Genomic DNA, 23,118 nt, shown 5'->3' on the forward strand with positions numbered 1-23,118 from the left:
TGAAGAGATAAATTCTAGGCAGCGTTTGATAAGCATAGCCTTAGCTATGGTTGAGAGCGCTAACAACGAAGTTACTCTTCAAAACCTCGCCCAAACGAAGAACTCGATGCCCGAAAGGGTAAGTCGAGACAGGGGCTTTGTAAAATTTAACTAAGCGGTGTTATCTGTTTTTGCCAGGTCTAGACATGACTGTAAACAGATGCCTTGCTTAGCCGAAATTTTACTTTGCCTGAAGTCATTTGGACTTGTTCTGTGTTTCCTTAACCGGAAATACGGCTTTTTTATCGCAATATTTAAGCTGCAATACCGCTGTGACGTAATAACGCCTCGATTTCCGGCTCTCGACCTCGGAAATCTTTAAACAACTGCATAGGATCAATCGAACCGCCTGCTGCTAGAATGGTATTGCGGAATTTAGCACCCGTCTCTTGGTTCAAAATTCCTTGCTCTTCAAATAGACTGAACGCGTCCGCCGACAGAACCTCTGCCCATTTATAACTGAAATAACCCGCTGCATAACCGCCAGCGAAAATATGGCTAAAACTATGCATAAAACGGTTATACGCCGGTGGAAACATGACAGAAACTTCTTCACGAATACGCTGACTTAAATCAGTCAACGCTTCCACCTGATCCGGCTGATAAAAAGCATGCAATTCAAAATCTGCCAAAGAGAATTCAATCTGACGCAACATCATCATTGCCGATTGGAAACCACGGCTGGCTTGCAGCGATTTGAACATCTCTTCCGGTAGTTTCTCGCCAGTGTCAATATGTCCAGACATAAGATCCAAACTCTCGCGCTCCCAGCAGAAGTTCTCCATAAATTGCGACGGCAGTTCGACCGCATCCCAAGGCACACCACTGATACCGGAAATATCCAAGTGAATCATTTTGGTCATTAAATGATGAATACCATGCCCGAACTCGTGGAACATGGTCGTCACTTCATTGTGCGTCAAACAAGCCGGTTTGTCGCCGACTGGCGGCGTGAAATTACAGACCAGATAAGCGACCGGCGTTTGCAGTTTTCCTGTTGTTGTCTTCCAACGCGTAATTGCCGAATCCATCCAAGCACCGCCGCGTTTATTTTCACGTGCATACAAATCCAGATAGAAATTACCGACCACGGTATTGCTTTCATCAACCAATTCGAAGAAACGGACATCGTCATGCCAAACCGGCACTCCCTGTTTCTCTTTTAGAGTAATACCGAAAAGTTTTTCGGTAATGGTGAACAGCCCTTCCAATACTTTCTCAACGGGAAAATATGGACGTAGTTTTTCTTGCGAAAGTGACAAGGTCGCATTTTTAAACTTCTCGGAAACATAGCTAACATCCCAAGGCTCGAGCTTGTCCATACCAAGCTCGTCGGCAGCAAACTGTTGCAAAGCTGCCAACTCTTTTTGCGCCTGCGGTTTAGACTTCTGCGCAAGGTCGCGTAAGAAACCAAGCACCTGCTCGGTACTTTCCGCCATCTTAGTTGCCAGCGATAACTCGGCGTAGTTTTCAAAGCCAAGTACCTGCGCTTTCTGATGACGCAGAGCGCGAATCTCCTCAATTAAATCGCTGTTATCGAATTCTTTATTATCGGCTTGGTCGGAAGCGCGCGTACTGAATGCACGATAAACTTCTTCACGCAATTCACGATTATCCGCATGGGTAATCACTGCAATATAAGAAGGGAAATCCAAGGTTACACACCAGCTTCCTTGCGGTTGATTTTTCTGTTGTGCTAGCTGCGCTAATAAGCCCATTGCCGATTCCGGCAAGCCGGCCAGTTGCTGTTCGTCGGTAATGATTTTTGACCAACTCTGAGTCGCTTTCAAAACATTATTGCCAAACTGACTACTCAATTTCGATAGCTTTTCCGAGTATTCTTTGAACTGTTTTTGCTCAGCTTGCGGCAGAGCGATACCGCTTAAACGGAAGTTACGCAGCGCATTTTCAATGACCTTTTTCTGCGCCAAAGAATAACCGTCAAACTCATCGCTGTTCGCCAATGCATTAAACTTGGCATACAGTCCGGCATTCTGACCGACTTCCGTACTGTAAGCAGTGACCAGACCAATACACTCGCTGTAAGCCTCGTGCCACTCATCCGAATTCTTAACCGCATCCAGATGCCCCATCGGCCCCCATACGCGCTCAAAAGTGTTATCTACTTGCTCTAACGGCTCGATAAAATTCTGCCAGGTTGGTGCTTCCGGCATCGCAACTAAGCGCTCGATTTCGGCACGGCTTTGCGCTAACAACTGTTCCATTGCCGGAGCAATATCTTCAACCTTAAACAGGTCGAATCTTGGGAATCCATCTAAGTCAAAAAATGGGTTACTCATCGGTTTATCTCTCTCAATTGGCGTATGACTCAGCACACTGATTTATATTATTATGCGACTGAGTTTTAAAACTACTTTCTATTTAGCTATGGGTTATCTGCAAATATTCAAGCCTTGTCGACTGGTAAAGTTTGTTCATCGGCATCAGAACTAGCTTGTTCTTTTTGATGCGCTTGATGAAATTCCAACAGACGATAAATCAAACGTTCGCAACATCCGGCACCTTGGCAAGCATAGGTTTTAGCACTGACCTTTTCAAAAGTATCAGCGCCGGCTTCAATCGCCTTCATAACCTCTTCTTTCGGCACGTCATAACAGACGCATAAATTGCGCTTCGGGCTTTTCTGCCACTCTTCTTGCCAACGTTTGGCTAAATCCTTTTCCACTTGCTGAATAAACTTTGTAAAAATATAAAGAGTACCATTTTAGCGGTTGCTCAGTTTGTAAGCAAAAGGCAACCGAGAAACAGTCAAGGAAAATACAATGAACAATATAAATCCAGTTTACGGGATGGGTGACGCGACCTATCAAGCAGTGGGTGGTCATGAAGGATTAACACAATTAGTCCATGACTTTTATGATGCGATGGACACCTTACCGGAAGCGGCGGCTATTCGAAAAATGCATCGCGATGACCTCACTGAATCTCGAAATAGATTGCTGTATTTTTTATCCGGCTGGATGAATGGTCCAGAAATTTATCAAGAGAAGTACGGAACAATTAATATTCCTAAAGCCCATGCATATCTAGATATTAGAGAACAAGAACGCGATGCTTGGCTTTTATGCATGCAAGTGGCCTTAAAAAAGCAGAACTATCCTGAGAGACTGCAAACTTACTTAATGAATCAATTCGCAAAACCCGCCGAAATGATCCGCCAAGCAAGCCAAAATAGAGCGCAAAGTGGAACAAACTAAACTTAATATGGCAAACCAATGTTTCACATGAAACATTACACAAAAAAGAAGAAGTAGAGTAAAAAGATTATGTGGCATCAAACAGAAATTTCCCTATCAGCCAAAAAACGCGGTTTTCATTTAGTCACCGATGAAATCCTGCGCCAACTGCCGGAGTTGAAAAACTTCAATGTCGGGATGATGAATGTCTTTATTCAACATACTTCAGCCAGCCTGACAATTAACGAAAATGCCGACCCGTCAGTTCGTACCGACTTCGAAAGTTTCTTTAATAACGCCGTGCCGGAAAACGAACCTTATTACACTCATACCTACGAAGGCTCGGACGATATGCCGGCGCATCTAAAAGGAGCCTTGCTAGGATTCAGTTTAAATATACCTATTACTAACGGCCAACTGAATCTTGGAATCTGGCAAGGGATTTATCTGTGCGAACATCGCAACCACGGCGGTAGTCGTAAGCTGGTGATTACCATTCATGGTGAGTGATTTAATCCCCTCAAAGCTGAGTATGCAGCGGCCAACGCTGATGGATTTGCACCGGTTCAGTTTCCAGTGCGCCGAATAAATCATGGTTGGCGCTGTCGATTTTCGGGATAGCATTTTCCGGCGGCGTGGTGGTCATTACATACACCCGCCACTTGCCTTCAACCACCAATAATAACCCTTGTAAACACTCCCCATCCGGCATGCTAAACCAGTGCGATTTTCCCTTATCGTCTTTTTCCATAAAACCGTCGATGGCAATTCGTACCAGCTTATGGCGATAGCGTTGCCACATTGAATTCGGTTTTTCATAACTATCCAAACGCGCCCAACCGTTAACCGGAAAATCTTGTGCCTCGGCATCGTTTTCTTCGGTACGGCGTCCCCAAGTGACCATCTCGATTGCACCGTCGCGACGCACCACCGGCAACTGAGCATTCGGGTACGGAAAGAACACGCGCTTGTTTTCACCCTGCCAATCGAATTCCACTCCACCACACATTCTGTTATTCCTTCTTGCCGTCTTCTTGATTTGTTTCACGTGAAACTTTGTCAGTTTCGGTATAGTAAAAACTTAAACCAAAACTTTGTGAGGTTACTCATGCCTTGGCTACTTTTCAGCGCGCTTATTTTAACCTTTGCCATCACGCCTGTGCAGGCGCAAGACTCCGTAGTTGAACAAGTAAAAGTTCAACCGACAGCCGAGTCGTTAATCACCGAAGCCTTGCAAAGATGGCGCGGCAAAAACTCCTATAGCCAAGTGACCATGATTATCCAGCGACCGAACTGGAAACGAAAAATGCAGATTGAAGGTTGGACACAAGGTCTGACCCATTCACTGATGCGCTTCACCTACCCACCAAAAGATTCCGGCAATGCCATCCTGAAAATCGATAACCAGATGTGGCTGTTTACCCCCAAGTTGCAACGCATTACCAAACTGCCGAATTCGATGTTGAGCCAGTCGTGGATGGGCTCGGATTTTTCTTATAACGACCTTGCCAAAAGCGACCAGATTTTGCATGACTACAACGCCAAAATTATCGGCTCGTCGATCGACGCTTTTAGCGAAAACATGACTGTTTATAAACTGGAATTAATTCCTAAAGAGAGTGCGCCGGTGGTGTGGGGCAAAGAAGAGTTGTTAGTGCGTGAAGACGGCGTACTACTCAAAGAAACCTTCTTCGACCAACTGATGAAACCGGTTCGCGCACTGACTACGTTGGAAATCCGTGACAGCAAAATCGGCGCTTACCCGACTATTATGCGCATGCAGGAAAACGGCAAAAGCGAAGAATGGACTGAAGTGCATACCGAACAAATCTGGTTCGATTTACAGATGCCGGACAACCTATTCAGCCTAGGCAGCTTGCGCTCGCCTCGCCCTTGGAAAATCGAACGCCCTAATGATTTGGTCATCCAAAATGAGTGATCGTCAACAACAATTTATTAATCGCAGCGTACGCCAACTGGCTTGGCGAAATCTGTGGCGTCATAAAACCCGTTCTTGGCTAACCCTCAGCGCAATTGCCATCACCACCCTGTTATTGGTGTTTATGCTCAGCTTTCAATTCGGCACCTACGACACCATGAAGCAACAAAACCTCAGTTTGATGAGCGGTTTCGCGCAAGTGCAAAATCCTGAATTTGCAGAGCGCCCAAATTTACAAAACGGCTTCACTATCGGTAAAAATTGGACGGCGATTCTCGACCAACAAAGCCAACTCAAACACTACAGTTTCCGCGCCCAGAGTTTTGCGATTCTCAGTAATTTAAGTGACAGCAAAAATCGCGCTGTACAGATTATCGGCGTGCAACCGCAACGCGAAAAATCGCTGTCCAGCCTTAGCCAAAATATCTCAGCCGGCAATTATTTTACCGATCAAAATCAAGTCATGCCGATAGTCCTCGGCAAACAATTGGCTGATGCCTTAGAGCTGAAAATCGGCGACCAACTACAACTACTTGGCCAAGATGCCTATGGCAGTTTAGCGGTCGAACTGTTTACCTTAGTCGGCACCTTTGACTTAAATATCAGCGAACTGAATAGTCAATTGGCGCAGATTCGACTGAGTGATTTTCAACAACTTTTTGCTTACCAAAATAAGGCGCAACAACTGGTTTTGAAAACCGATAAATTAGAACAAATGGATAAGCTTGCCAAGCCACTTTTTCAAAAACTGGAGCAAGATGCCTATCCGCAAAATTTACGTTGGCGCGACTGGAAAGACCTGCAGCCGGGTCTATATCAAACCATCCAAATGGACATCGCCAGCGCATTTCTTTGGTACAGCGCGCTGCTATTGATAGTGGTGTTGATTGTTCTTAATACGCTGTATATGAGTATCCTAGAACGCCATAACGAGTTTGCGTTGTTGCATGCCCTCGGAATGCACCCGAGCCAAATCAGCCGCATGTTGAGTTTTGAAATGCTCTTGCTGATTTCACTCGGATTATTGCTTGGCTGGCTACTCAGCGTTATCGTCAGCGCTTACTTTATGCAAGTTGGGATCACTTTCCCCGGCATGGAAGAACTGTTTGCGCAATTCGGTATCAGCGGCACACTTTATCCTCAACTCAGCTTGATGAGTCTCGGTTTTGTACCCTTGGTTTTTCTTCTGTCGTGGTTTTTGATGGCATTTATGGTGCGCTTCCGCATCGCCAAAATCAAACCGCTAACCAGCCGCCAATTGTGAGGAAACTATGCAGACGAGCCGACCAATTCTTCTCTTCGCATGGCGTAATTTATGGCGCTATCCAAAGCGCAGTGGCATCTTGATTAGCGTGACTTTTCTCGGGCTTGCATCGATTCTGTTTTTCAATTCTTTGATGCTGTCTTGGGCGAATTCGATGCTCGATAACACCCTGAATAATCTCGGGGCGCAATGGCAAATTCAAACTGAACAGATGCAACAAAACCCAGACATTGAGCAGCGCTTTTTATTGAGCAGCGAACAGCAGAAGACCTTACAAAACAGTTCGCTTTTTTGGGCGCCGCGTCTCAATCTTCCGGCTATCGCTAAAAGCGAATATGACACAGTCGGCGTGAATTTGCTCGCCGTTAATCTCAACCGAGAAAACAATGTTTCTTTTATCGGCCGCTTTGCCGAACAGGAGAAAATCAGCGGTTTTAATAATCCTAAACACCCCTACCAACTCATTGTCGGTAAAGCACTATTAGACAGGCTCAATACCGCTGTCGGTCGTAAGCTGGTATTAATGACGCAAGGCAAAGACGGCAAGTTAGCAGAGATTGGTTTACGCATTACCGCCGCCTTTGAACACAGTGATCCAAATGTCGAAAAAACGATGTTGTTTATGCCATTGGCGACCGCCCAAAAATGGTTACTGCTGGAAAACCAAGTCAATCAAATTTCATTGAAAAATCCGCAAACACTAACCTTACAAGAAGCCAAAATCACCACCGATTCCGTGCCGCAGTTGGAGTCAATTAAACAGCAATTTCCACAAGAATCATTACTGAGTTGGCGTGATTTGCAACCCTACGCCTTCGCTTCGATTAGCATGATGGATAGCTTCAATTGGGTCTGGCTGGCGATGATTGGCGTACTGATGTTATTCGCACTTTTGAACACCTTGTATATGTCGTTGTACGAACGGCGCACCGAACTGCAAAGGCTGTTTGTTTTGGGATTGAAACCGAGTCATCTACGCCGATTATTATTGTTGGAATTGCTGGCAATTCTCAGCATCGGCACAGCACTAAGTTGGGCGTTTATGTTTGCCTTAGTCGCCAGCTTGCCGGATGGCATCGACTTGAGTTTTCTTGCCGAAGGCACCGCTTGGATAGGTATTAGTCATCAACTGTTTTTAGGCTACGACATCGAGCTATGGCTGAGCAATACACTACAATTAATCGGTGCCCTTTTGCTACTTGGCGCTATCCCGATTTGGCGTGCAACACGATTTAAAGTCTTGCAGCAAACACGTAATTCATTAGAGGATTAATTATGTTTCATTCGCCCGTAATTGAATGTCAGGGAGTCTGCAAAGCGTTTGCCGACGGCGACAGCGTGATCAAAGCGATTGACCAAGTCGACCTAGAAGTTTTCGGCGGCGATTTTATCTGTCTATACGGCGCTTCCGGTTCCGGTAAAACCACCCTGTTAAATTTAATCGGCGGTTTAGATCGACCAAGTAGCGGCGAAGTATTTTTAGATAAGCATCCGCTTAGCCATTACAGCGATGACGAACTGACCGACCTACGCCTACACAAAATCGGCTTTATTTTTCAGTCATATAATCTAGTGCCGGTATTCAGTGCATTGGAAAACGTCGCTTTTATTTTGCAGATGCAAGGTTTTAGCAATCGAGATGCACTAGCAAAAAGTGAATACATTCTTCAGCAAGTCGGTTTGAGTAAATTGATGCACCGGCATCCGGCAGAACTTTCCGGTGGTCAGCAACAACGCGTGGCGATTGCACGTGCGATTGTCGCACAGCCGAAAATCGTCTTAGCCGATGAACCGACCGCGAACTTAGATTCCAAAAATTCCGAACAGCTTTTGCAGTTAATGAAACAACTTAACCAAGAACTCGGCACCACTTTTATTATCTCCAGCCACGATCCACAAGTGATTCAAGCCGCTGAGCGAAAAATCGAACTGGCGGACGGAAAAATCATCCATGATTCGCTCGCTTAAGCCATTTTTCCGTTTTGAAACGCAAAATTCGCTCAAATTAGCCGTTTTAAGCGTTTTTCTGCCTTTACCCTTACTTGCCACACTCCCTACTTCGAGTTATGCGCTTGAAGGACACTTTAAAAGCGCGATTTTTTCGCAGAATTTTAAAAATTCACCTAGCAAAAAAGCGGTTAATTACGATTTACGAATCAAAGAGCGGGCTTTTCAAGAAAACTGGAGTTTTGCGCTGGATTACCAAATCAGTGGCATAAAAAGTTCGGATTTGAATTTCACAAACGTAAATTCCGACAATCCAGACCGATTACAACTTTTTAGACTGAGCGATATTCTTGCTGACTCGGATACGGATTATACGCTGCATAGAATCGACCGACTGTCCGCAACCTACAGTAGTGACTACTACAGTTTTACCTTGGGACGACAGGCATTGAGTTGGGGTAACGGCATGGCTTTCAATCCGTTAGATCGTGTTAACCCCTTCTCACCGATACAGATTGATAAAAGCTATAAACCCGGGGTCGATATGATTACCGGCCAGAACACCTTACAGAACGGCGACCAATTCAGTTGGTTTATCCTGCCGAAACGCGACACCGAAACGAAGAAGCTAAGCCATACTGCTAGCAGTTACGGCGTTAAGCTGTATCACTTTGCGCAAGACAGCATCACCGACCAGCAGTGGCTGTTGATGAAAGATGCCAGCGAGCAATTAGTCGGTTGGCAGCTCAGCCAAAGCCGTGAAAATGGCTTATGGAATCTGGATTTATTGTGGAGTTATGATAATGAAGTTAATCGACATAGCATTAACGGAATATTGAATTGGCAAAACAGTATATCGATTAAAAACCGTCAAGCAGTCATCTTTGCCGAGCTGTTTTACAACGGTTACGGCAGTTCCATAACACGCCCGAAAATCGAGCAGCTTTCCGAACAATTATTGCGTTTACAGAGCGAAGGAAAAGTATTCAACAGTAATCACTACTACACTTCTATCGGTATGACACTTGAGGTAAACCCGCTACTGAGTTTTAGCGGCTCTTTGCTTAGTAATTGGCAAGATAACAGTCAATTACTGTCACTACAATTACAGCAATCAGTCACCGAAAACGATCAACTATTCATCACTTGGCAACAACCCTTCGGTAAAAGCGGTTCCGAATTTACCGGACTACAAAGCGAAAATTCCTCTCAGAATTTAAGTTACTCGGCACTGATTTATCTACAGTGGGAACATTTCTTTCGTTATTAAGCCTGATTCTGTGATTCAGCATTGGCCTTTGCTAGTTCAGAACGCGCCAGACGCTTAGACAGGCTGTAAAGCTGTTTAAATCCTTCGATGATTTCCATCTCAAAGCGGAACACTTCCAAACGCTTTTCGGTTTTTTCGAAACGTTTTAGTTGGTGTGCCAAGGATTCTTCAATCAGGTGTTCGATAGTCTGTTCAGCCCCCATAACCACCATCGCCGCATCTTTATCGTTTTCCAGAATCGCCACCAGCCCTTTATCCATCGCCTTGGCGACTTCATTGGTCAATTGCCCGACCAAATTAAGCATGGTGGCGCTTGGTTTAATATTGCTACTGACCATGCGTTGCAAGACATTGATAATATGGTCTTCCATCGCAGTGCGCATCGATTCAAAACCATGCACAATCATCATTAATTCGGAATAGGTTTTCTGTTCGCTATCGGTCAAAGACCCCTGAGCGGTGCGTGATAAATAGCTAATAATCTCCTGCTGGTAAGACTTAAAACGCTGAAGGTTAACCGCTTCTTTACTGAGTTTTTCTAACTTCGGCTCGGAAATCAAAGCTACCATGCGTTTGTAAAACAAGCCTTGTTTCTTCTGGTAATCCTGAATCTCGATAGTGACCGCCTGCAAAGCAACACTTGGTGTGCCGACAAAAGTTTCATCCAAATGATTCGCTTTGAAGGCTAGGCCGTCTCTCTCTTCTTCGATTACGGGTACCATTTTGGTCGCCATCCATACAAATAAAGTAGCAAACGGTAAGAAGACCAGCAAAGCAACCAGAGTCAATAAAGTGTTGGCATGTGCAATTTGACGAGGCATATCGGCGGCGACATTGGCTTGCTCAGATGCCGTCATCATCATTGCCACTTCCGCTAAATAGGGAATAAACGGCAACCAAATTAATACCGCGCCAACATTAAAAAACAGATGAATTAATGCTGTACGTAGAGCATCGCGAGACTTACCAATGGTCGCTAACATCGCAGTAATCGTGGTTCCTACATGTGCGCCCATCGCTAGGGCAATCCCTGCTGGCAGAGTTATTAAGCCACTACCCGCCATAACGATAACAATGCCAATGGTTGCCGAGGAAGATTGAATCAGAGCGGTAAACAACATACCGACAACAATTGCTAAAAACGGATGCTCCATCTGCACCATAAGGTGCAAAAACGGCTCGTAGGTTCTTAGAGGTGCCATGCCTTCGCTCATCAGGTTCATACCGAAAAAGATCAAACCCAGCCCAAGCGTTAAGAGCCCAAATGCTTTGGTGCGCGGTAGCTTGCCAATAAACTGAAACAGGAAACCGACTGCAATCATTAAGAGAGCAAAATTCTGAATTTTAAAGGCGACAATCTGCGCGGTAATGGTGGTTCCTAAGTTTGCCCCCATAATAACCCCGGCCGCTTGGGTAACGCTCATTAAACCGGCGGAAACAAAACCAACCGTCAGCACCGAGGTAATCGACGATGATTGAATAACCGCGGTCACACCGGCACCGGTCACTGCACCCATGACACGGTTGGTAGTCAATTTCGCCAGCAGGTTTTTCATCTGCTCACCGGCAACCATCAATAAGGCTTTAACCATTAAGTCCATGCCATACAGAAATAGCGCCAAGCCGCCGGCAAGCCACATCGCCATCTGCCACCAATCAATATGATTGTGGGTATTGTCTAAAGCCGCTGCCACAACACTATTCGCAGTAGCGGTTTGCCCGAAAAAGGTAACTAACGCCAGTAAAGCGATAATGATAACTAAAGGTTTTCTACTTAAATCGCGCATCGACTGTAACCTTATTACGTAAAAGTCAGAGTGAAATTTTAGCCGATTGGCTTTTTAGAAACGCATTTTCAATCATGTCTGCATTAGAAATAAAAATATTTAATGTTAAATTTATATATTAGCAATTACTAATTTGTTACATTAGTCATTTGTAATTTACATTCTTTATAACGAAGTTATTATTACGTTTTTACAATCAAGGAAACCAACAATGAAAAAAATGAATATTCTAGCTGGTGCACTTCTAGCGGCCTCTCTTGCAGTAACAAGTGGTGCTTACGCAGTTGAAGCAAGCAAGTATGCTGGTGCAGCGCCTTCTAAGGCTGATCGTCACACTCCTCAAGGACTATATATCGATGCTGCTAACACCTACAAATGGATGAAAGAAGACGATAGCGTTGTCCTAGTTGATGTGCGTACTCCTGCAGAATGGCAATTTGTTGGTTATACGCCAATGGCGCAAATCATGATTCCTTCAGTAACTTTTCAATTCAATAAATTTGACGAGAAAAAACCGCGTTATAGCTCAAAAATTAACGATAACTTTATTGCTGAGTTTGAAGAAAAACTGTTTGATTTAGGCGCAGACAAAGACACGGCTTTCGTTATTATGTGCCGTTCTGGCGCAACTCGTGCGCAACCTGCAGCGAAAATGCTTGATCAGTACGGCTATAAAAATGTTTACATCATGACTGACGGTTTTGAAGGCGGTAAAGTCAAAGACGGCCCTCACAAACAATGGCGTATGAAAGCCGGTTGGAAAGTTGATAACCCAGCGGATACTTGGACTTATAAAATCGACAAAGAAAAAGCTTACCTAGAAAAATAAGCCTTTCTGGATTGATTAAAAAAACCGGTGTTAATGCCGGTTTTTTTATGGCTGAAAGCTATTATTAGACGTATTAGGTCGCTAATTTAAATGCTTGCTGATCCAACATAGTGATTGTTTGTTGTTGCGCGGCAATTTTAGCAATCGGTAAATCAGCAACCTTACCCATCTGCAAATATTGATACCACAACTGAGTGACATCGTATTTGGCAGAACCCGTGATTAATTTAAGTACCTTAGCTGCAGAATTAATCCGTTGATAGGATAAACTTAAACGTTCGCTTGGTGGTTTTGGTGACTGAGTTTCCAAAACTAAACCGTGATTTTCAGGAATTTCATGTCCAGGGAACAAGCTGGCAGTGTGACCGTCTTCCCCCATTCCAAGCAATACCAGATCAAAATCAACGCCTTCAATCATATCGCGGAAAATCTTAGCCGAATTTTCCAGACCCAATTCGGTCGGCATCATAAACACATGCTTGCTCGGAATCTGCCCATGCTGTAACCAAACTTCATGCACCGCCTTACTATTACGCTCAGCATGTTCAGCCGGATAGACACGTTCATCACCCATAAACAAACACCACTTGGAAAATTGCGCTTCCTCATCACTTAGCTGCGCCAGACGCTTGTAAATCGCAATTGGCGTAGTTCCTCCAGCTAAAACCAAGTTAAAGCCGCCACGAGCTTGTATGGCCTCTTTAGCACACTGCAAAATATACTCTACCGCAAAATCCACCAACTCATCGGTTTGCTGATAGATTTGCCATTTTTCTAAGCTGTTATCAAAAGTTAACGTTTGTATGCTCATAAACTTCCTTATCGCCTATGGGGACTTAGTTCTGTGTTTCCCTAAGCACATTCCGGCGTGTAGTGATAACGCCAACACTGCTCGGGATGATCAAACAGTTTCTTAGCGCCATCCGGCCCCCAAGTTCCTGCCGGATAGGTATCAATATAAGCGGTTTCCGACGCCCAAGCTTGTAACACCGGATCAACAACATTCCATGCCGCTTTCACTTCGTCATAACGCAGGAATAATGAGCGATCACCTTTAATCACATCCAACAACAGTTCTTCATAGGCATCGTAAGAAGTCTGTTCATCACCTTTCAAAGTGGCGTCTAGGCTGGTCTGTTGAGTGATAATATCCAAACCGGGCTGTTTAGACGTAATCTCGATACGGATCGACTCTTCCGGTTGAATCCCAAACACCACCCAATTCGGCTCCATTTTCTTAACTTGCGATTCACGGAAAAACTGCTTCGGCGGATGCTTGAAACGAATCGCAACAATGGTGCGATTTTTCGGCATGTTTTTACCGGTCTGAATATAAAACGGCACCCCCGCCCAACGCCAGTTATCAACATACAGTTTCAAAGCCGCATAAGTTTCGGTGACACTCTCTTCCGAAACTCCGGGTTCTTGCAGATAAGACGGGACATTTTCGCCATTGACCATCCCTTCCGAATACTGTGCTCGATAAGCTTGGGTATGCACATTCTTTTTCAGAATCGGCCGCACTGACTGCAATAGTTTCACCTTTTCGTTTCGCAAGGCTTCCGCTTCCATTGACGCCGGTGGTTCCATCGCCACCAATGCTAATAGCTGCAATAGATGCGACTGAATCATATCGCGCATAGCACCGCTGGTATCGTAGTAACCGGCGCGGGTACCGACCGGTTTATCTTCGGCATGGGTAATTTGAATATGATCAATGTAATTGCGATTCCATAGCGGTTCCATCATTAAATTGGCAAAGCGGAAAACCATTAGGTTTTGCACCATCCCTTTACCCAAATAATGATCGATGCGGTAAGTTTGTTCTTCATCCAGATAACGGTTCAGACGTTTCTGTAACTGTTTAGCACTTTCTGCATCATAACCAAACGGTTTTTCTAGTACCACACGACGCCATCCGGCATCTTGTTTGAGCATATTCGCTTTGCCTAAGAACTCCACAGCCGGTGCAAATTGATCCGGCCCAAGTGACAAATAAAATGCCATATTGGTCGGCCATTTATTGGCTTCGATATGTTCCTTCAGTTTGACGTAATCCTCGCCATCGAGAATATCCATTTTGAAGTAATCCAATCGACTGCAGAAACGATCACATACCTCATCGGTAATACCACCACGTGCTTTCGGAATAACGGCTTCTTTTACGGTTTCCAACCACTGCTCACGACTCCAATCACGACGACCGATAGCGAGAATTTTGACATCGTTATCCAAACGTTCATGTTTTTCCAGATGGTAAAACGCCGGCATAAGTTTAGTCATGGAAAGATTTCCGGTTGCACCGAAAACCACGTAAGTACAGGGTTGCGCCATAATTTATACCTCGTAAGTGGTCGAGCTGACTCGCCCGCCTGATTGAATCCAGTCTGTATGGAAGAATGTTCCACGTGGAGCATCAATCCGTTCATAAGTGTGTGCGCCAAAATAGTCGCGCTGTGCCTGAATCATATTGGCCGGCAAGGTCGCGCTCTTGTAGCCATCAAAGAAAGTCAAAGCAGAACTTAAAGCTGGAGTGGGAATTTGTCGTTGAATGGCAAAAATCACGGCTTTACGCCAATTGGCAGCAGATTTTTGCAGTGCATTGCTGAAGAAATCAGCAAGCAATAAATTGCTCAGTTCAGGGTTAGCTTCGTAGGCATTTTTAATTTCACCCAAGAAGGTCGAACGGATAATACAGCCGCCGCGCCACATCAATGCAATACCGCCGTAGTTCAACTGCCAACTGAACTCTTTGGCGGCTTCACGCATCAGCATATAACCTTGCGCATAAGAGATAATTTTCGATGCATACAGCGCATCATGAATGGCCTGTAACATTTCGGCTTTTTCTTGCTCGGACATAGCCGGTGTCGGCGGAATTTCTCCGAAATGCGCTTGTGCTTTAATGCGTTCGTCCTTTAATGCCGACAAGCAACGCGAGTAGACTGATTCGGTAATCAATGTCACCGGAATACCGAGTTCAAGCGAACTGATTCCGGTCCATTTACCGGTACCTTTCTGTCCGGCCGCATCCAGAATTTTATCGACTAGCGGCGCTCCGTCTTCATCTTTGAATTTAAGAATTTCGGCGGTGATTTCAATTAAGTAACTATCCAATAAGCCAGTGTTCCATTCGGCAAATACGGTTTGGCACTCATCAGCGCTCAGTCCTAAGCCGTAGCGCATTAGATGATAGCTTTCGGCAATAAGCTGCATATCGCCGTATTCAATGCCGTTATGCACCATTTTGACATAATGACCGGCTCCGCCATCACCGACCCAGTCACAACAAGGCGCATCATCGGCTTTGGCAGCAATGGCTTGGAAAATCGGTTTGACCGAAGCCCAAGCGGCTACATTACCGCCCGGCATAATGGACGGCCCATAACGCGCGCCTTCTTCACCACCGGACACGCCGGTACCGATAAATTGAATGCCTTTTTCCGCCAAGTAATCAGTGCGGCGTTGCGAATCGGTATATAACGAATTACCGCCGTCAATAATAATGTCGCCTTCATCCAAGTAAGGCAACAACTGCTCGATAAACAGATCGACCACTTCACCGGCTTTAACCATCAACATAATCTTGCGCGGTGCGGCGAGCGAGGAAATCAGTTCTTCGATACTGAAACAACCAAGCAAATTTTCATTATCCGGTTCAGCAGCTAGAAACTCATCGGTCTTTTCACGCGAGCGGTTATAAACCGCGACCTTAAAGCCGTGATCAGTCATATTCAAAACCAAATTCTGCCCCATAACGGCTAGACCAATCAGCCCAATATCCGCTTGCTGTGTCATCAACATCTCCTTGCAAAAACTTTCGGTAAAAAATGAGTAATAAGACCTATCACAATGCCCAAAAGCCGCATAAAAATAAAGTGAATTTTTCGTTTATCTTTTATAAAACTGATTTGAGATTTGTATGAAACCGTAAGCTAAGCAAACACAGAACACATCCAAATGACTTCAGACGAAGTCAATAAGAGCTTATTCTGCGTTTCCCTAAAGGTCATTAACTGCACAAAAACAGTGCAACTTAACAAAACCTTTACGCCAAACACTTTGTTCGATGGGTTTCAGCAAGGAGCGTGCACAGAACGCTCTATAGGAAAAAAATTTAACTAAATAATTTTTTTTCATTTTTTTTGAATCCAAATCCAAAACTCGTCGGTTGTACCTTTTGAAAGGCAGAGAATAATCCTCTTCAATCCTGCTGTTTTTAAAATAAATTAGGAAAAATCAGATGAAAAATGTATTAACCAAAGCACTTACTCTTTCAGGTCTATTTGCTGTTGCAATCAATGTTCAAGCAGGCGGTTTCAGCCAATCACAACTTCCAAAAGAAGTTCAAGTACCGGCCGGGAATCAAATGGTAATGGCAACACATGCAAAAGGTAATATCACATGGAAATGTGAGGATAAAGGCGGAAAAGCAGCATGGAAATTTGCAGGACCACGTGCAATCCTTACTGACATCCAAGGCAATCATAAAGTTTCATATTACGGTGGTCCAGCAACTTGGGAAGCGCTAGACGGTTCGGTAATTACCGGTAAACAACTAGCAACGTCTCCATCAAAAGCGGGCAGCATTCCAATGCAATTGGTTAAAGCGAATCCTTCTCCACGTGATGGCGAACTGAAAGGTGTGACTTACATCCAACGCATCAACCTAAACGGCGGTAAAGCACCGGCTGAAGCCTGCACAATGAACAAAATCGGGCACACAATGATTGTCAACTACTCGGGCGACTACCTTTTCTGGAAAGCAAAATAATTTGCTTTAACAAATAAAGGGAGCTTAGGTTTATTCACTTCACTAAGCCTCTCTTTTTATCAGCGGGCAAAATTGTGCGTTGATAATTAGCCCAGTAAGGGTCTGTTTAAAATTCATAATTAGGTTCTGCCACAGCCATTTTTGCGTCCAACAAGGCGGAAATCGTGTGAAATAGTTATTCTATTTGAACGCATTTTCAACACAGTTGGCGTAAAAATGGCAATGGCTCGTTTTTTGTTAGGTTGTGCCTAAAAACTCGACGCCCGTAGGGGTAAGTCGAGAAAGCGCTTTGATTGCCGAATTTTTAGGCTACAACAGAATCAAATATGAATTTTAAACAGACCCTAGTTATACTGGGCTTTTTTTGTAGAGTCGAAAGATAATACCGCTATGTCAGAATCTCTATTTGATTACGAAGCCGCCCTTTTAGCTTGCGCTAGCGGTCATCGCAAATCCCTAAACGACCTCTACCAACAAGAATCGCAACGCCTGATGGCGGTGGTGTACCGAATTTTGCAAAACCGTGCCTTAGCAGAAGAGATTGTTCACGACGCATTTTTAAAGATTTGGACACAATCCGTTAATTACCGCCCAGAATTGGGTTCTGCACGCGGCTGGATTTACACCCTAACACGAAATCTAGCACTGAATGCGTTACAAAAAAACCAACGGCAGGTACAGGCCGATCCAGAATTTTTAACCGATTTACTGGATAATTTACAAAACCAAGACGAAGACAAAACACTCGTCTCGCAACCGGAACAGCACCTTGAACAGCAGTCATTACACAACTGCATCGAACAACTCAATGACAATAGTAAGCAGTGCATCTTGCACGCCTATATCGACGGCTATACACAAGACGAGATTGCTACGTTAATGGATACACCTTTAGGTACGGTAAAAACTTGGATAAGACGAAGCCTGCAGGCTTTAAAGGAGTGTCTGCAATGAATCACAACACTCAAAATCAACAACAAGACTATGCCGAACTCTATGTATTGGGGCTACTGAGTGCGCCGGAAAGAACCGCATTTGAAGCCAAACTGCGCGATGATATTACGCTACAAAAACAGGTCAATGATTTTCAAAATCAGATGTTAAGTATTAGCGACCAACTGCCTGTGGAACCGCTTTCTCAACCGCTTGGTGCAAGAATTGAACGCAGCCTTGACGCTCTGGAACAACAACAGCGCCAAAATATCGTGAAACAGACGAATAAAAATTCGATTTGGGACAGCTTAAACTTATGGCGTGGTTTTGCCTTGGCAGGTTTTTTCACCAGCATTTTGCTGAGTGTGCAGTTACTGCAAAACACTCAGTCTGTAGAAACCAAAACTACCTATATCGCGGTCTTGGTAGAACCACAAAACAAAGCGCCTGGCTGGGTCATCCAAGCGGGACAAAACAATAAAATCGAATTGATTCCGCTCGGCGCAGTGGAAATTCCTGAAGGTAAAGCGTTGCAATTCTGGACCAAAGCCGATGGCTGGAATGCGCCGGTATCACTTGGTTTAGTTAAAAAAGGCCAAAGTCTACAAATTAATATTGAAGACCTACCGCCATTGCAACCAAACCAGTTATTTGAACTGACGCTTGAAGACGAAAACGGCTCCGCAACCGGCAAACCAACCGGTCCTATTTACTCAATCGGGCGCGGTAAACCGGCAATCTAAACTTTTGAATCGTCATTTTTAGGTATGAAAAAGCCGTCTACTCCAATTTGGAGTAGACGGCATAAGATCAACTTCTTGATGACCAAAAACGGTCAGTGAACATCAATTTTTTCCATTCTTTATATTAGGTTATTTCCCCTGTTTTTCAAGGGGTAATTTTTCACAAATAAACGCCGCTTTTACCGTTACTCCGACCGATTGTGTTCAAATAGAAAAACTTAGCGAAAACCCGAATCCAAACGACCTATGACCACGAATATAACCCCTTCATTGCCGACTAAAAACGACTTTTGGTTCCTGCCACTCGGCGGTACTGGAGAAATCGGCATGAATATGAACCTATACGGCCACAACAAACAGTGGTTGATGGTGGATTGTGGCATGGGCTTTTTGCATGAAGGCTTGCGTGAAAGACGCGTCACTGCGGATCCGAAGTTTATCGAGCAACAATCCGAGAACCTACAGGCAATTATCGTCACCCACGCACATGAAGATCATTTGGGGGCGATTGTCGAACTCTGGCCTCGTCTGCAAACACCCGTTTATGCCTCACCGTTCGCCTATCATCTATTATTGAACAAGCTTAGCCAAGTCACTTGGGGACACTCGATTCCACTTTATAAAATCGAGTTTCAAGAACAATATGATTTCGGCGAATTTTCGGTCACTTGGCTACCGATGCCGCATTCCGTGCCGGAAGCCGCCAGTCTACTAATCGAAACACCTATTGCCAAGGTTCTGCACACCGGCGACTGGAAAATCGACGCCAATCCGGTAATCGGTCAACCGTTCAATAAAGCGCTGTATTCGCTGCTTAGCAGCTATCCGATTGATGCGATGATTTGCGATTCCACCAATGCCAACAAAGAAGGCAAGACCTTATCGGAAAGCGCCTGTTATCAAGGGCTTTACCAAACCATCTCCAAATGCCAAAACCGCGTGGTGGTCAGTTGTTTCAGCAGTAATATCGCGCGTTTGATAACCTTGGCGAAGATTGCCAAAAAATGCCGCCGTAAAATGGCCGTATTCGGTCGTTCTATGGAAACCATGGTATCGATTGCCAAACGTCTTAACTACTGGCCAAAAGAGTTGGAGTTGATTGACCCGAAACATATCGGCTATTTGCCGCCAGACGAAGTTCTAGTAGTCGCTACCGGCTCGCAAGGCGAACCGCGCGCTGCCTTAACTAAATTAGCCAATCAACGCCATCCTTGGCTGTTTTTGGAGCAAGACGACACGGTGATTTTCAGCGCCATTAAAATCCCGCCAAATAAAAAGAAAATCGACCTGTTGATTTCGCGTTTGCGTAATCAAAACATTGAAGTCATTCATGCCGAAGACCAGAGCCAACCGCTGCACGCCTCCGGCCATCCCGCCAAACAAGATGTTTTAGAACTATTTAGTTTGGTTAAACCTAAAACCTTAATCCCAACCCACGGCGAACCAGAACATCTACAAGCACTTGCAGAACTCGCTAAACAGGCCGGAATAAAAGAAGTCTGTGCTGGAATGAATGGCGACCTGTTTAAGATTGCGCCATTTGTGAAAATGCAAAGCGGATTTACAAAGATTGGGGTTCTGGATTTAGAGCCGTAAAAGATCATTTAGGTTCAAAAAATCATTGACCCGTCTATAACTTCACAGTTTATAGTGCTTTCACTCTTAAGCTATTCAAGTGATAGGAAAGCCGTTTTGTACCGCATTAGTGAATTCGCTGAAAAAGTTGGTTTATCCCGTTCAACCGTTCTGTATTACGAAAAAATCGGTTTGATTCAAAGTCAGCGCACTATTAGCAATTACCGTATTTTTAACGACAAAGATGTACAACGAATTATTCTCCTGAATCAACTAAAAAATTCCGGACTGAACTTAAAAGAGTGCCAGGCTTGCCTAAACGGCAAAATAGATAAAGCAGTCCTTGAAAAACGCTTAATTCAACTAGAAAAAGAGATACAACAAAAACAAATTTCTCGAGATTTACTCACCACAATACTTGGTAAAAGTAGCCAAAAAAAGTGGCATCAACAAACCCAGAAATTGGCACCCGAGGCACATTTTGAGTGGTTAATGAAACAAGGCTTTACTGAACGCGAAGCTCTTCATCTTAAATGGTTATCAAAAGATATGAACGAACACGAACGCTATATGAACGATTTTATGTTGGTTTTTCAAAACCTTGAGCGCTGGGGGCCTGGCAGTCAAAACGATACACTCAAGGCATTATCGAAAATCCCACATTCACCTGAAACGGTTCTTGAAATTGGTTGTGGAAAAGGCATTAGTAGCTTAATTTTGGCGGAACATACCGATGCTATTTTGACCGTGATTGATAATGATCCTCCAGCAATCGCAGCACTCAAACAAATCACCGATCAGCAAAACCTGAGTGCTCGACTGCAACCAATTTGTGCCAGTATGACCGACTTGCCCTTTGAAGGTCAGCAATTTGAGGTTATTTGGGCAGAGGCTTCTGCTTATATTATGGGCGTCGAAAAGGCTCTCACCGTTTGGCAAAAATTTTTGCAGCCACAAGGGTTTATGGTGATTAGCGATCTCGTTTGGTTAAATGAATCGCCTAGTAAAGAGTGCCAAGCTTTTTGGCAGAACGAATACCCTGATATGCAAACCGTTGCTAAACGTTGCCAACAAATGCAACAGGCAGGTTTTGAAATATTGCATCATTTTGACTTAAGCCAAACGTCTTGGGATAACTATATCCATCCCCTAAAACACCGCTTAAATGAGCTTAAAACCGAACTGCAAGACTCAGTAGTTTTGAAAGACCTTAACAGCGAACTTTCAATTTATGACAACTATCTCGGCGAATTTGGCTATGAATTCTTTATTTTGCAAAAGCGCTAATCCAAAATTTGGATAAACCATTTTGGATGTATTTCCGTAAAATCTTGGCGCAGATTGTTATCAAGATAAGCGGCTGAATCAAGCACAAAAGGCGTACCAGCAATACGTTTAAACACCACCCAATGCCAGAAGTTTATGCCGTTTTCTTGGTGGTGCTTTATCGAAAGCAACGCTAAATCCGGCAAGTCATCCCAAGTGGTAAACGGGATTTTATTTGCAGAAGTCTGCACACCAAATTCCGCTAATAACTGCCGGACATATTGAGTATCCGACCACAAAGCTTGATCGTCAGCAAAGATACCGATGGAATTAGCGACTGCTTGAATTTCGGCATAAGACTTACCAAGGATATTCGCACACGAAGCAATCCCGCAGCCTGTGGGTTCTTGTTGAACAATGACTTTCATCTGACTCTCACTCTAAATGCTCTCAAACTGACTCCGTTTTTCCTATCAACAGTAGATTTTTCTTTGACTATTAACTAGCATATGTAATTTATTGAAATATTATTTGGTATTTTTTAATGTACAAAATAAACAAATCTTCTAATAGCATCCAACGTCTTGAGCAAAAATCTTTTTCTTCCCTTGGATTCCGTGAAAGAGATCATTTACAAGAATGGATTGCTAAAGAGCCTTCTGTACTTGGTGAAGATTTATTGATTATTCAAAAAGAATTCTCCGGTTTTGATGAAACTCATGAACGATTAGATCTATTAGCATTAGACCAACAAGGCGCATTGGTTATTATTGAAAATAAACTCGATGATTCAGGCAAAGATGTCACATGGCAATCATTAAAATATGCGTCCTATTGCTCAGGACTATCAAAATCAAATATATCTAAAATTTATCAACAATATCTTGATATTAATGAACCTGGGAGTAATGCTGAAGAACGTATTTCAGACTTTATGGGTGGACATGATTTTGAAGAAATCGTATTAAATAAAGGAGTGTCTCAACGTATTATTTTAATCGCAGCAAAATTTAGAAAGGAAGTTACAAGCACAGTTTTATGGTTAATGAATTTTAAACTTCAAATACAATGTTTTCGTGCTACACCGTTTGCTATGGGTGAAGAATTATTTTTAAATATTGAACAAATTATCCCTACCCAAGATGCTGAAGATTACATGATTGGTATGGCTGAAAAAGCACGAGATGATATTGACTCGCAAACCCAACTTAAAAACCGCCACATTGTCAGAAAAGAGTTTTGGACTCAACTAATCCAAACAATGAATAATACTCAATCCAACTTATATCAAAATATTAGTCCTGGTGTAGCCAATTGGATAGGAGCTGGATCAGGAGTTCGTGGTGTAGGCTTTAACTTTGCTGCTGCTAAGCATTATGGAAGAGCTGAACTATACATAGATAGAGGAAATAAAAAAGAAAACGAGTTTATTTTTGACCAATTATTCTCTCAAAAAGAATTGACCTATCCCCTAAATTTAAAACCATGACATTGATGAGATTTCCAATTAAATTATCCGAATGGAGATTTCAAAATGAAAAAACGTTTTACCGAA

General features: G+C 43.8%; 22 protein-coding genes. 14 read left to right on the top strand and 8 right to left on the bottom strand.

Features of this window, described 5'->3' with window-relative positions:
• Positions 1 to 293 precede the first annotated feature (293 nt).
• Positions 294 to 2,339 (bottom strand): M3 family metallopeptidase, encoded by a 2,046-nt coding sequence (locus J3998_RS11805; protein WP_208150873.1) that lies wholly within the window; start codon positions 2,337 to 2,339, stop codon positions 294 to 296.
• Between the two features lie 107 nt (positions 2,340 to 2,446).
• Positions 2,447 to 2,725 (bottom strand): (2Fe-2S)-binding protein, encoded by a 279-nt coding sequence (locus J3998_RS11810; protein ID WP_341829271.1) that lies wholly within the window; start codon positions 2,723 to 2,725, stop codon positions 2,447 to 2,449.
• Between the two features lie 97 nt (positions 2,726 to 2,822).
• On the opposite strand from J3998_RS11810, the gene J3998_RS11815 reads away from it, so the two are divergent.
• Entirely contained in the window at positions 2,823 to 3,257 is a 435-nt protein-coding gene (locus J3998_RS11815) for a group II truncated hemoglobin (protein WP_208150874.1), read from the top strand.
• Positions 3,258 to 3,326: 69 nt separating this feature from the next.
• Positions 3,327 to 3,746 (top strand): secondary thiamine-phosphate synthase enzyme YjbQ, encoded by a 420-nt coding sequence (locus J3998_RS11820; protein ID WP_208150875.1) that lies wholly within the window; start codon positions 3,327 to 3,329, stop codon positions 3,744 to 3,746.
• Positions 3,747 to 3,756: 10 nt separating this feature from the next.
• Here J3998_RS11820 and J3998_RS11825 read toward each other — a convergent pair whose 3' ends face one another.
• Positions 3,757 to 4,245, bottom strand: coding sequence for a hypothetical protein (locus J3998_RS11825; RefSeq protein ID WP_208150876.1), 489 nt, complete (start codon positions 4,243 to 4,245; stop codon positions 3,757 to 3,759).
• Positions 4,246 to 4,344: 99 nt separating this feature from the next.
• Between J3998_RS11825 and J3998_RS11830 the strand changes: the two genes are divergently transcribed.
• Genes J3998_RS11830 through J3998_RS11850 form a run of 5 tightly spaced genes read left to right on the top strand, consistent with a single transcriptional unit; the run spans position 4,345 to position 9,656 of the window.
• On the top strand, positions 4,345 to 5,175 hold the full coding sequence (locus J3998_RS11830) for an outer membrane lipoprotein-sorting protein (RefSeq protein ID WP_208150877.1): 831 nt from the start codon (positions 4,345 to 4,347) through the stop codon (positions 5,173 to 5,175).
• Positions 5,168 to 6,439, top strand: a complete 1,272-nt coding sequence (locus J3998_RS11835; protein WP_208150878.1) for an ABC transporter permease — start codon at positions 5,168 to 5,170, stop codon at positions 6,437 to 6,439. The genes J3998_RS11830 and J3998_RS11835 overlap by 8 nt, the downstream gene beginning before the upstream one ends.
• Before the next feature lie 7 nt (positions 6,440 to 6,446).
• Positions 6,447 to 7,712, top strand: coding sequence for an ABC transporter permease (locus J3998_RS11840; protein WP_208150879.1), 1,266 nt, complete (start codon positions 6,447 to 6,449; stop codon positions 7,710 to 7,712).
• Between the two features lie 2 nt (positions 7,713 to 7,714).
• Complete coding sequence (locus J3998_RS11845) at positions 7,715 to 8,407, top strand: ABC transporter ATP-binding protein (protein ID WP_208150880.1); 693 nt, start codon at positions 7,715 to 7,717, stop codon at positions 8,405 to 8,407.
• Positions 8,391 to 9,656, top strand: coding sequence for a hypothetical protein (locus tag J3998_RS11850; RefSeq protein ID WP_208150881.1), 1,266 nt, complete (start codon positions 8,391 to 8,393; stop codon positions 9,654 to 9,656). The genes J3998_RS11845 and J3998_RS11850 overlap by 17 nt, the downstream gene beginning before the upstream one ends.
• Here the strand turns inward: J3998_RS11850 and J3998_RS11855 are convergent.
• On the bottom strand, positions 9,653 to 11,443 hold the full coding sequence (locus J3998_RS11855; protein WP_208150882.1) for a Na/Pi cotransporter family protein: 1,791 nt from the start codon (positions 11,441 to 11,443) through the stop codon (positions 9,653 to 9,655). The genes J3998_RS11850 and J3998_RS11855 overlap by 4 nt on opposite strands.
• Before the next feature lie 211 nt (positions 11,444 to 11,654).
• Here J3998_RS11855 and J3998_RS11860 point away from each other — a divergent pair, with 211 nt between their 5' ends.
• Positions 11,655 to 12,272 (top strand): rhodanese-like domain-containing protein, encoded by a 618-nt coding sequence (locus J3998_RS11860; RefSeq protein ID WP_208150883.1) that lies wholly within the window; start codon positions 11,655 to 11,657, stop codon positions 12,270 to 12,272.
• A 73-nt stretch (positions 12,273 to 12,345) separates the two neighbouring features.
• Here J3998_RS11860 and pgl read toward each other — a convergent pair whose 3' ends face one another.
• The 3 genes from pgl to gnd are packed head-to-tail and all read right to left on the bottom strand — an operon-like array spanning position 12,346 to position 16,076.
• Positions 12,346 to 13,083, bottom strand: coding sequence for a 6-phosphogluconolactonase (gene pgl / locus J3998_RS11865; protein WP_208150884.1), 738 nt, complete (start codon positions 13,081 to 13,083; stop codon positions 12,346 to 12,348).
• Positions 13,084 to 13,124: 41 nt separating this feature from the next.
• Positions 13,125 to 14,606 (bottom strand): glucose-6-phosphate dehydrogenase, encoded by a 1,482-nt coding sequence (gene zwf / locus J3998_RS11870; protein WP_208150885.1) that lies wholly within the window; start codon positions 14,604 to 14,606, stop codon positions 13,125 to 13,127.
• 3 nt (positions 14,607 to 14,609) lie between these two features.
• A complete protein-coding gene (gene gnd, locus J3998_RS11875; RefSeq protein WP_208150886.1) occupies positions 14,610 to 16,076 on the bottom strand; it encodes a decarboxylating NADP(+)-dependent phosphogluconate dehydrogenase in 1,467 nt (488 codons plus the stop codon).
• A 439-nt stretch (positions 16,077 to 16,515) separates the two neighbouring features.
• Here gnd and J3998_RS11880 point away from each other — a divergent pair, with 439 nt between their 5' ends.
• From J3998_RS11880 to J3998_RS11900, 5 genes are all read left to right on the top strand, one after another.
• Positions 16,516 to 17,046 (top strand): DUF3455 domain-containing protein, encoded by a 531-nt coding sequence (locus tag J3998_RS11880; protein ID WP_208150887.1) that lies wholly within the window; start codon positions 16,516 to 16,518, stop codon positions 17,044 to 17,046.
• 390 nt (positions 17,047 to 17,436) lie between these two features.
• Positions 17,437 to 18,000: a sigma-70 family RNA polymerase sigma factor gene (locus J3998_RS11885; RefSeq protein ID WP_208150888.1), complete on the top strand. Its 564-nt coding sequence runs from the start codon at positions 17,437 to 17,439 to the stop codon at positions 17,998 to 18,000.
• Positions 17,997 to 18,722 (top strand): anti-sigma factor, encoded by a 726-nt coding sequence (locus J3998_RS11890; RefSeq protein WP_208150889.1) that lies wholly within the window; start codon positions 17,997 to 17,999, stop codon positions 18,720 to 18,722. Before J3998_RS11885 ends, J3998_RS11890 begins: the two co-directional genes overlap by 4 nt.
• Before the next feature lie 246 nt (positions 18,723 to 18,968).
• On the top strand, positions 18,969 to 20,318 hold the full coding sequence (locus J3998_RS11895; protein ID WP_208150890.1) for a ribonuclease J: 1,350 nt from the start codon (positions 18,969 to 18,971) through the stop codon (positions 20,316 to 20,318).
• Positions 20,319 to 20,414: 96 nt separating this feature from the next.
• The gene (locus tag J3998_RS11900; RefSeq protein WP_208150891.1) at positions 20,415 to 21,584 is read left to right on the top strand and encodes a MerR family transcriptional regulator; all 1,170 of its coding nucleotides are present in this window, start codon (positions 20,415 to 20,417) and stop codon (positions 21,582 to 21,584) included.
• Here J3998_RS11900 and J3998_RS11905 read toward each other — a convergent pair.
• On the bottom strand, positions 21,581 to 21,991 hold the full coding sequence (locus J3998_RS11905; RefSeq protein WP_208150892.1) for a YbhB/YbcL family Raf kinase inhibitor-like protein: 411 nt from the start codon (positions 21,989 to 21,991) through the stop codon (positions 21,581 to 21,583). The genes J3998_RS11900 and J3998_RS11905 overlap by 4 nt on opposite strands.
• A 116-nt stretch (positions 21,992 to 22,107) precedes the next feature.
• Here J3998_RS11905 and J3998_RS11910 point away from each other — a divergent pair, with 116 nt between their 5' ends.
• On the top strand, positions 22,108 to 23,052 hold the full coding sequence (locus J3998_RS11910; protein ID WP_208150893.1) for a DUF4268 domain-containing protein: 945 nt from the start codon (positions 22,108 to 22,110) through the stop codon (positions 23,050 to 23,052).
• The last annotated feature ends 66 nt before the right edge of the window (positions 23,053 to 23,118 follow it).

Source organism: Thiomicrorhabdus marina (assembly GCF_017571465.1).
Lineage (GTDB): Bacteria > Pseudomonadota > Gammaproteobacteria > Thiomicrospirales > Thiomicrospiraceae > Thiomicrorhabdus > Thiomicrorhabdus marina.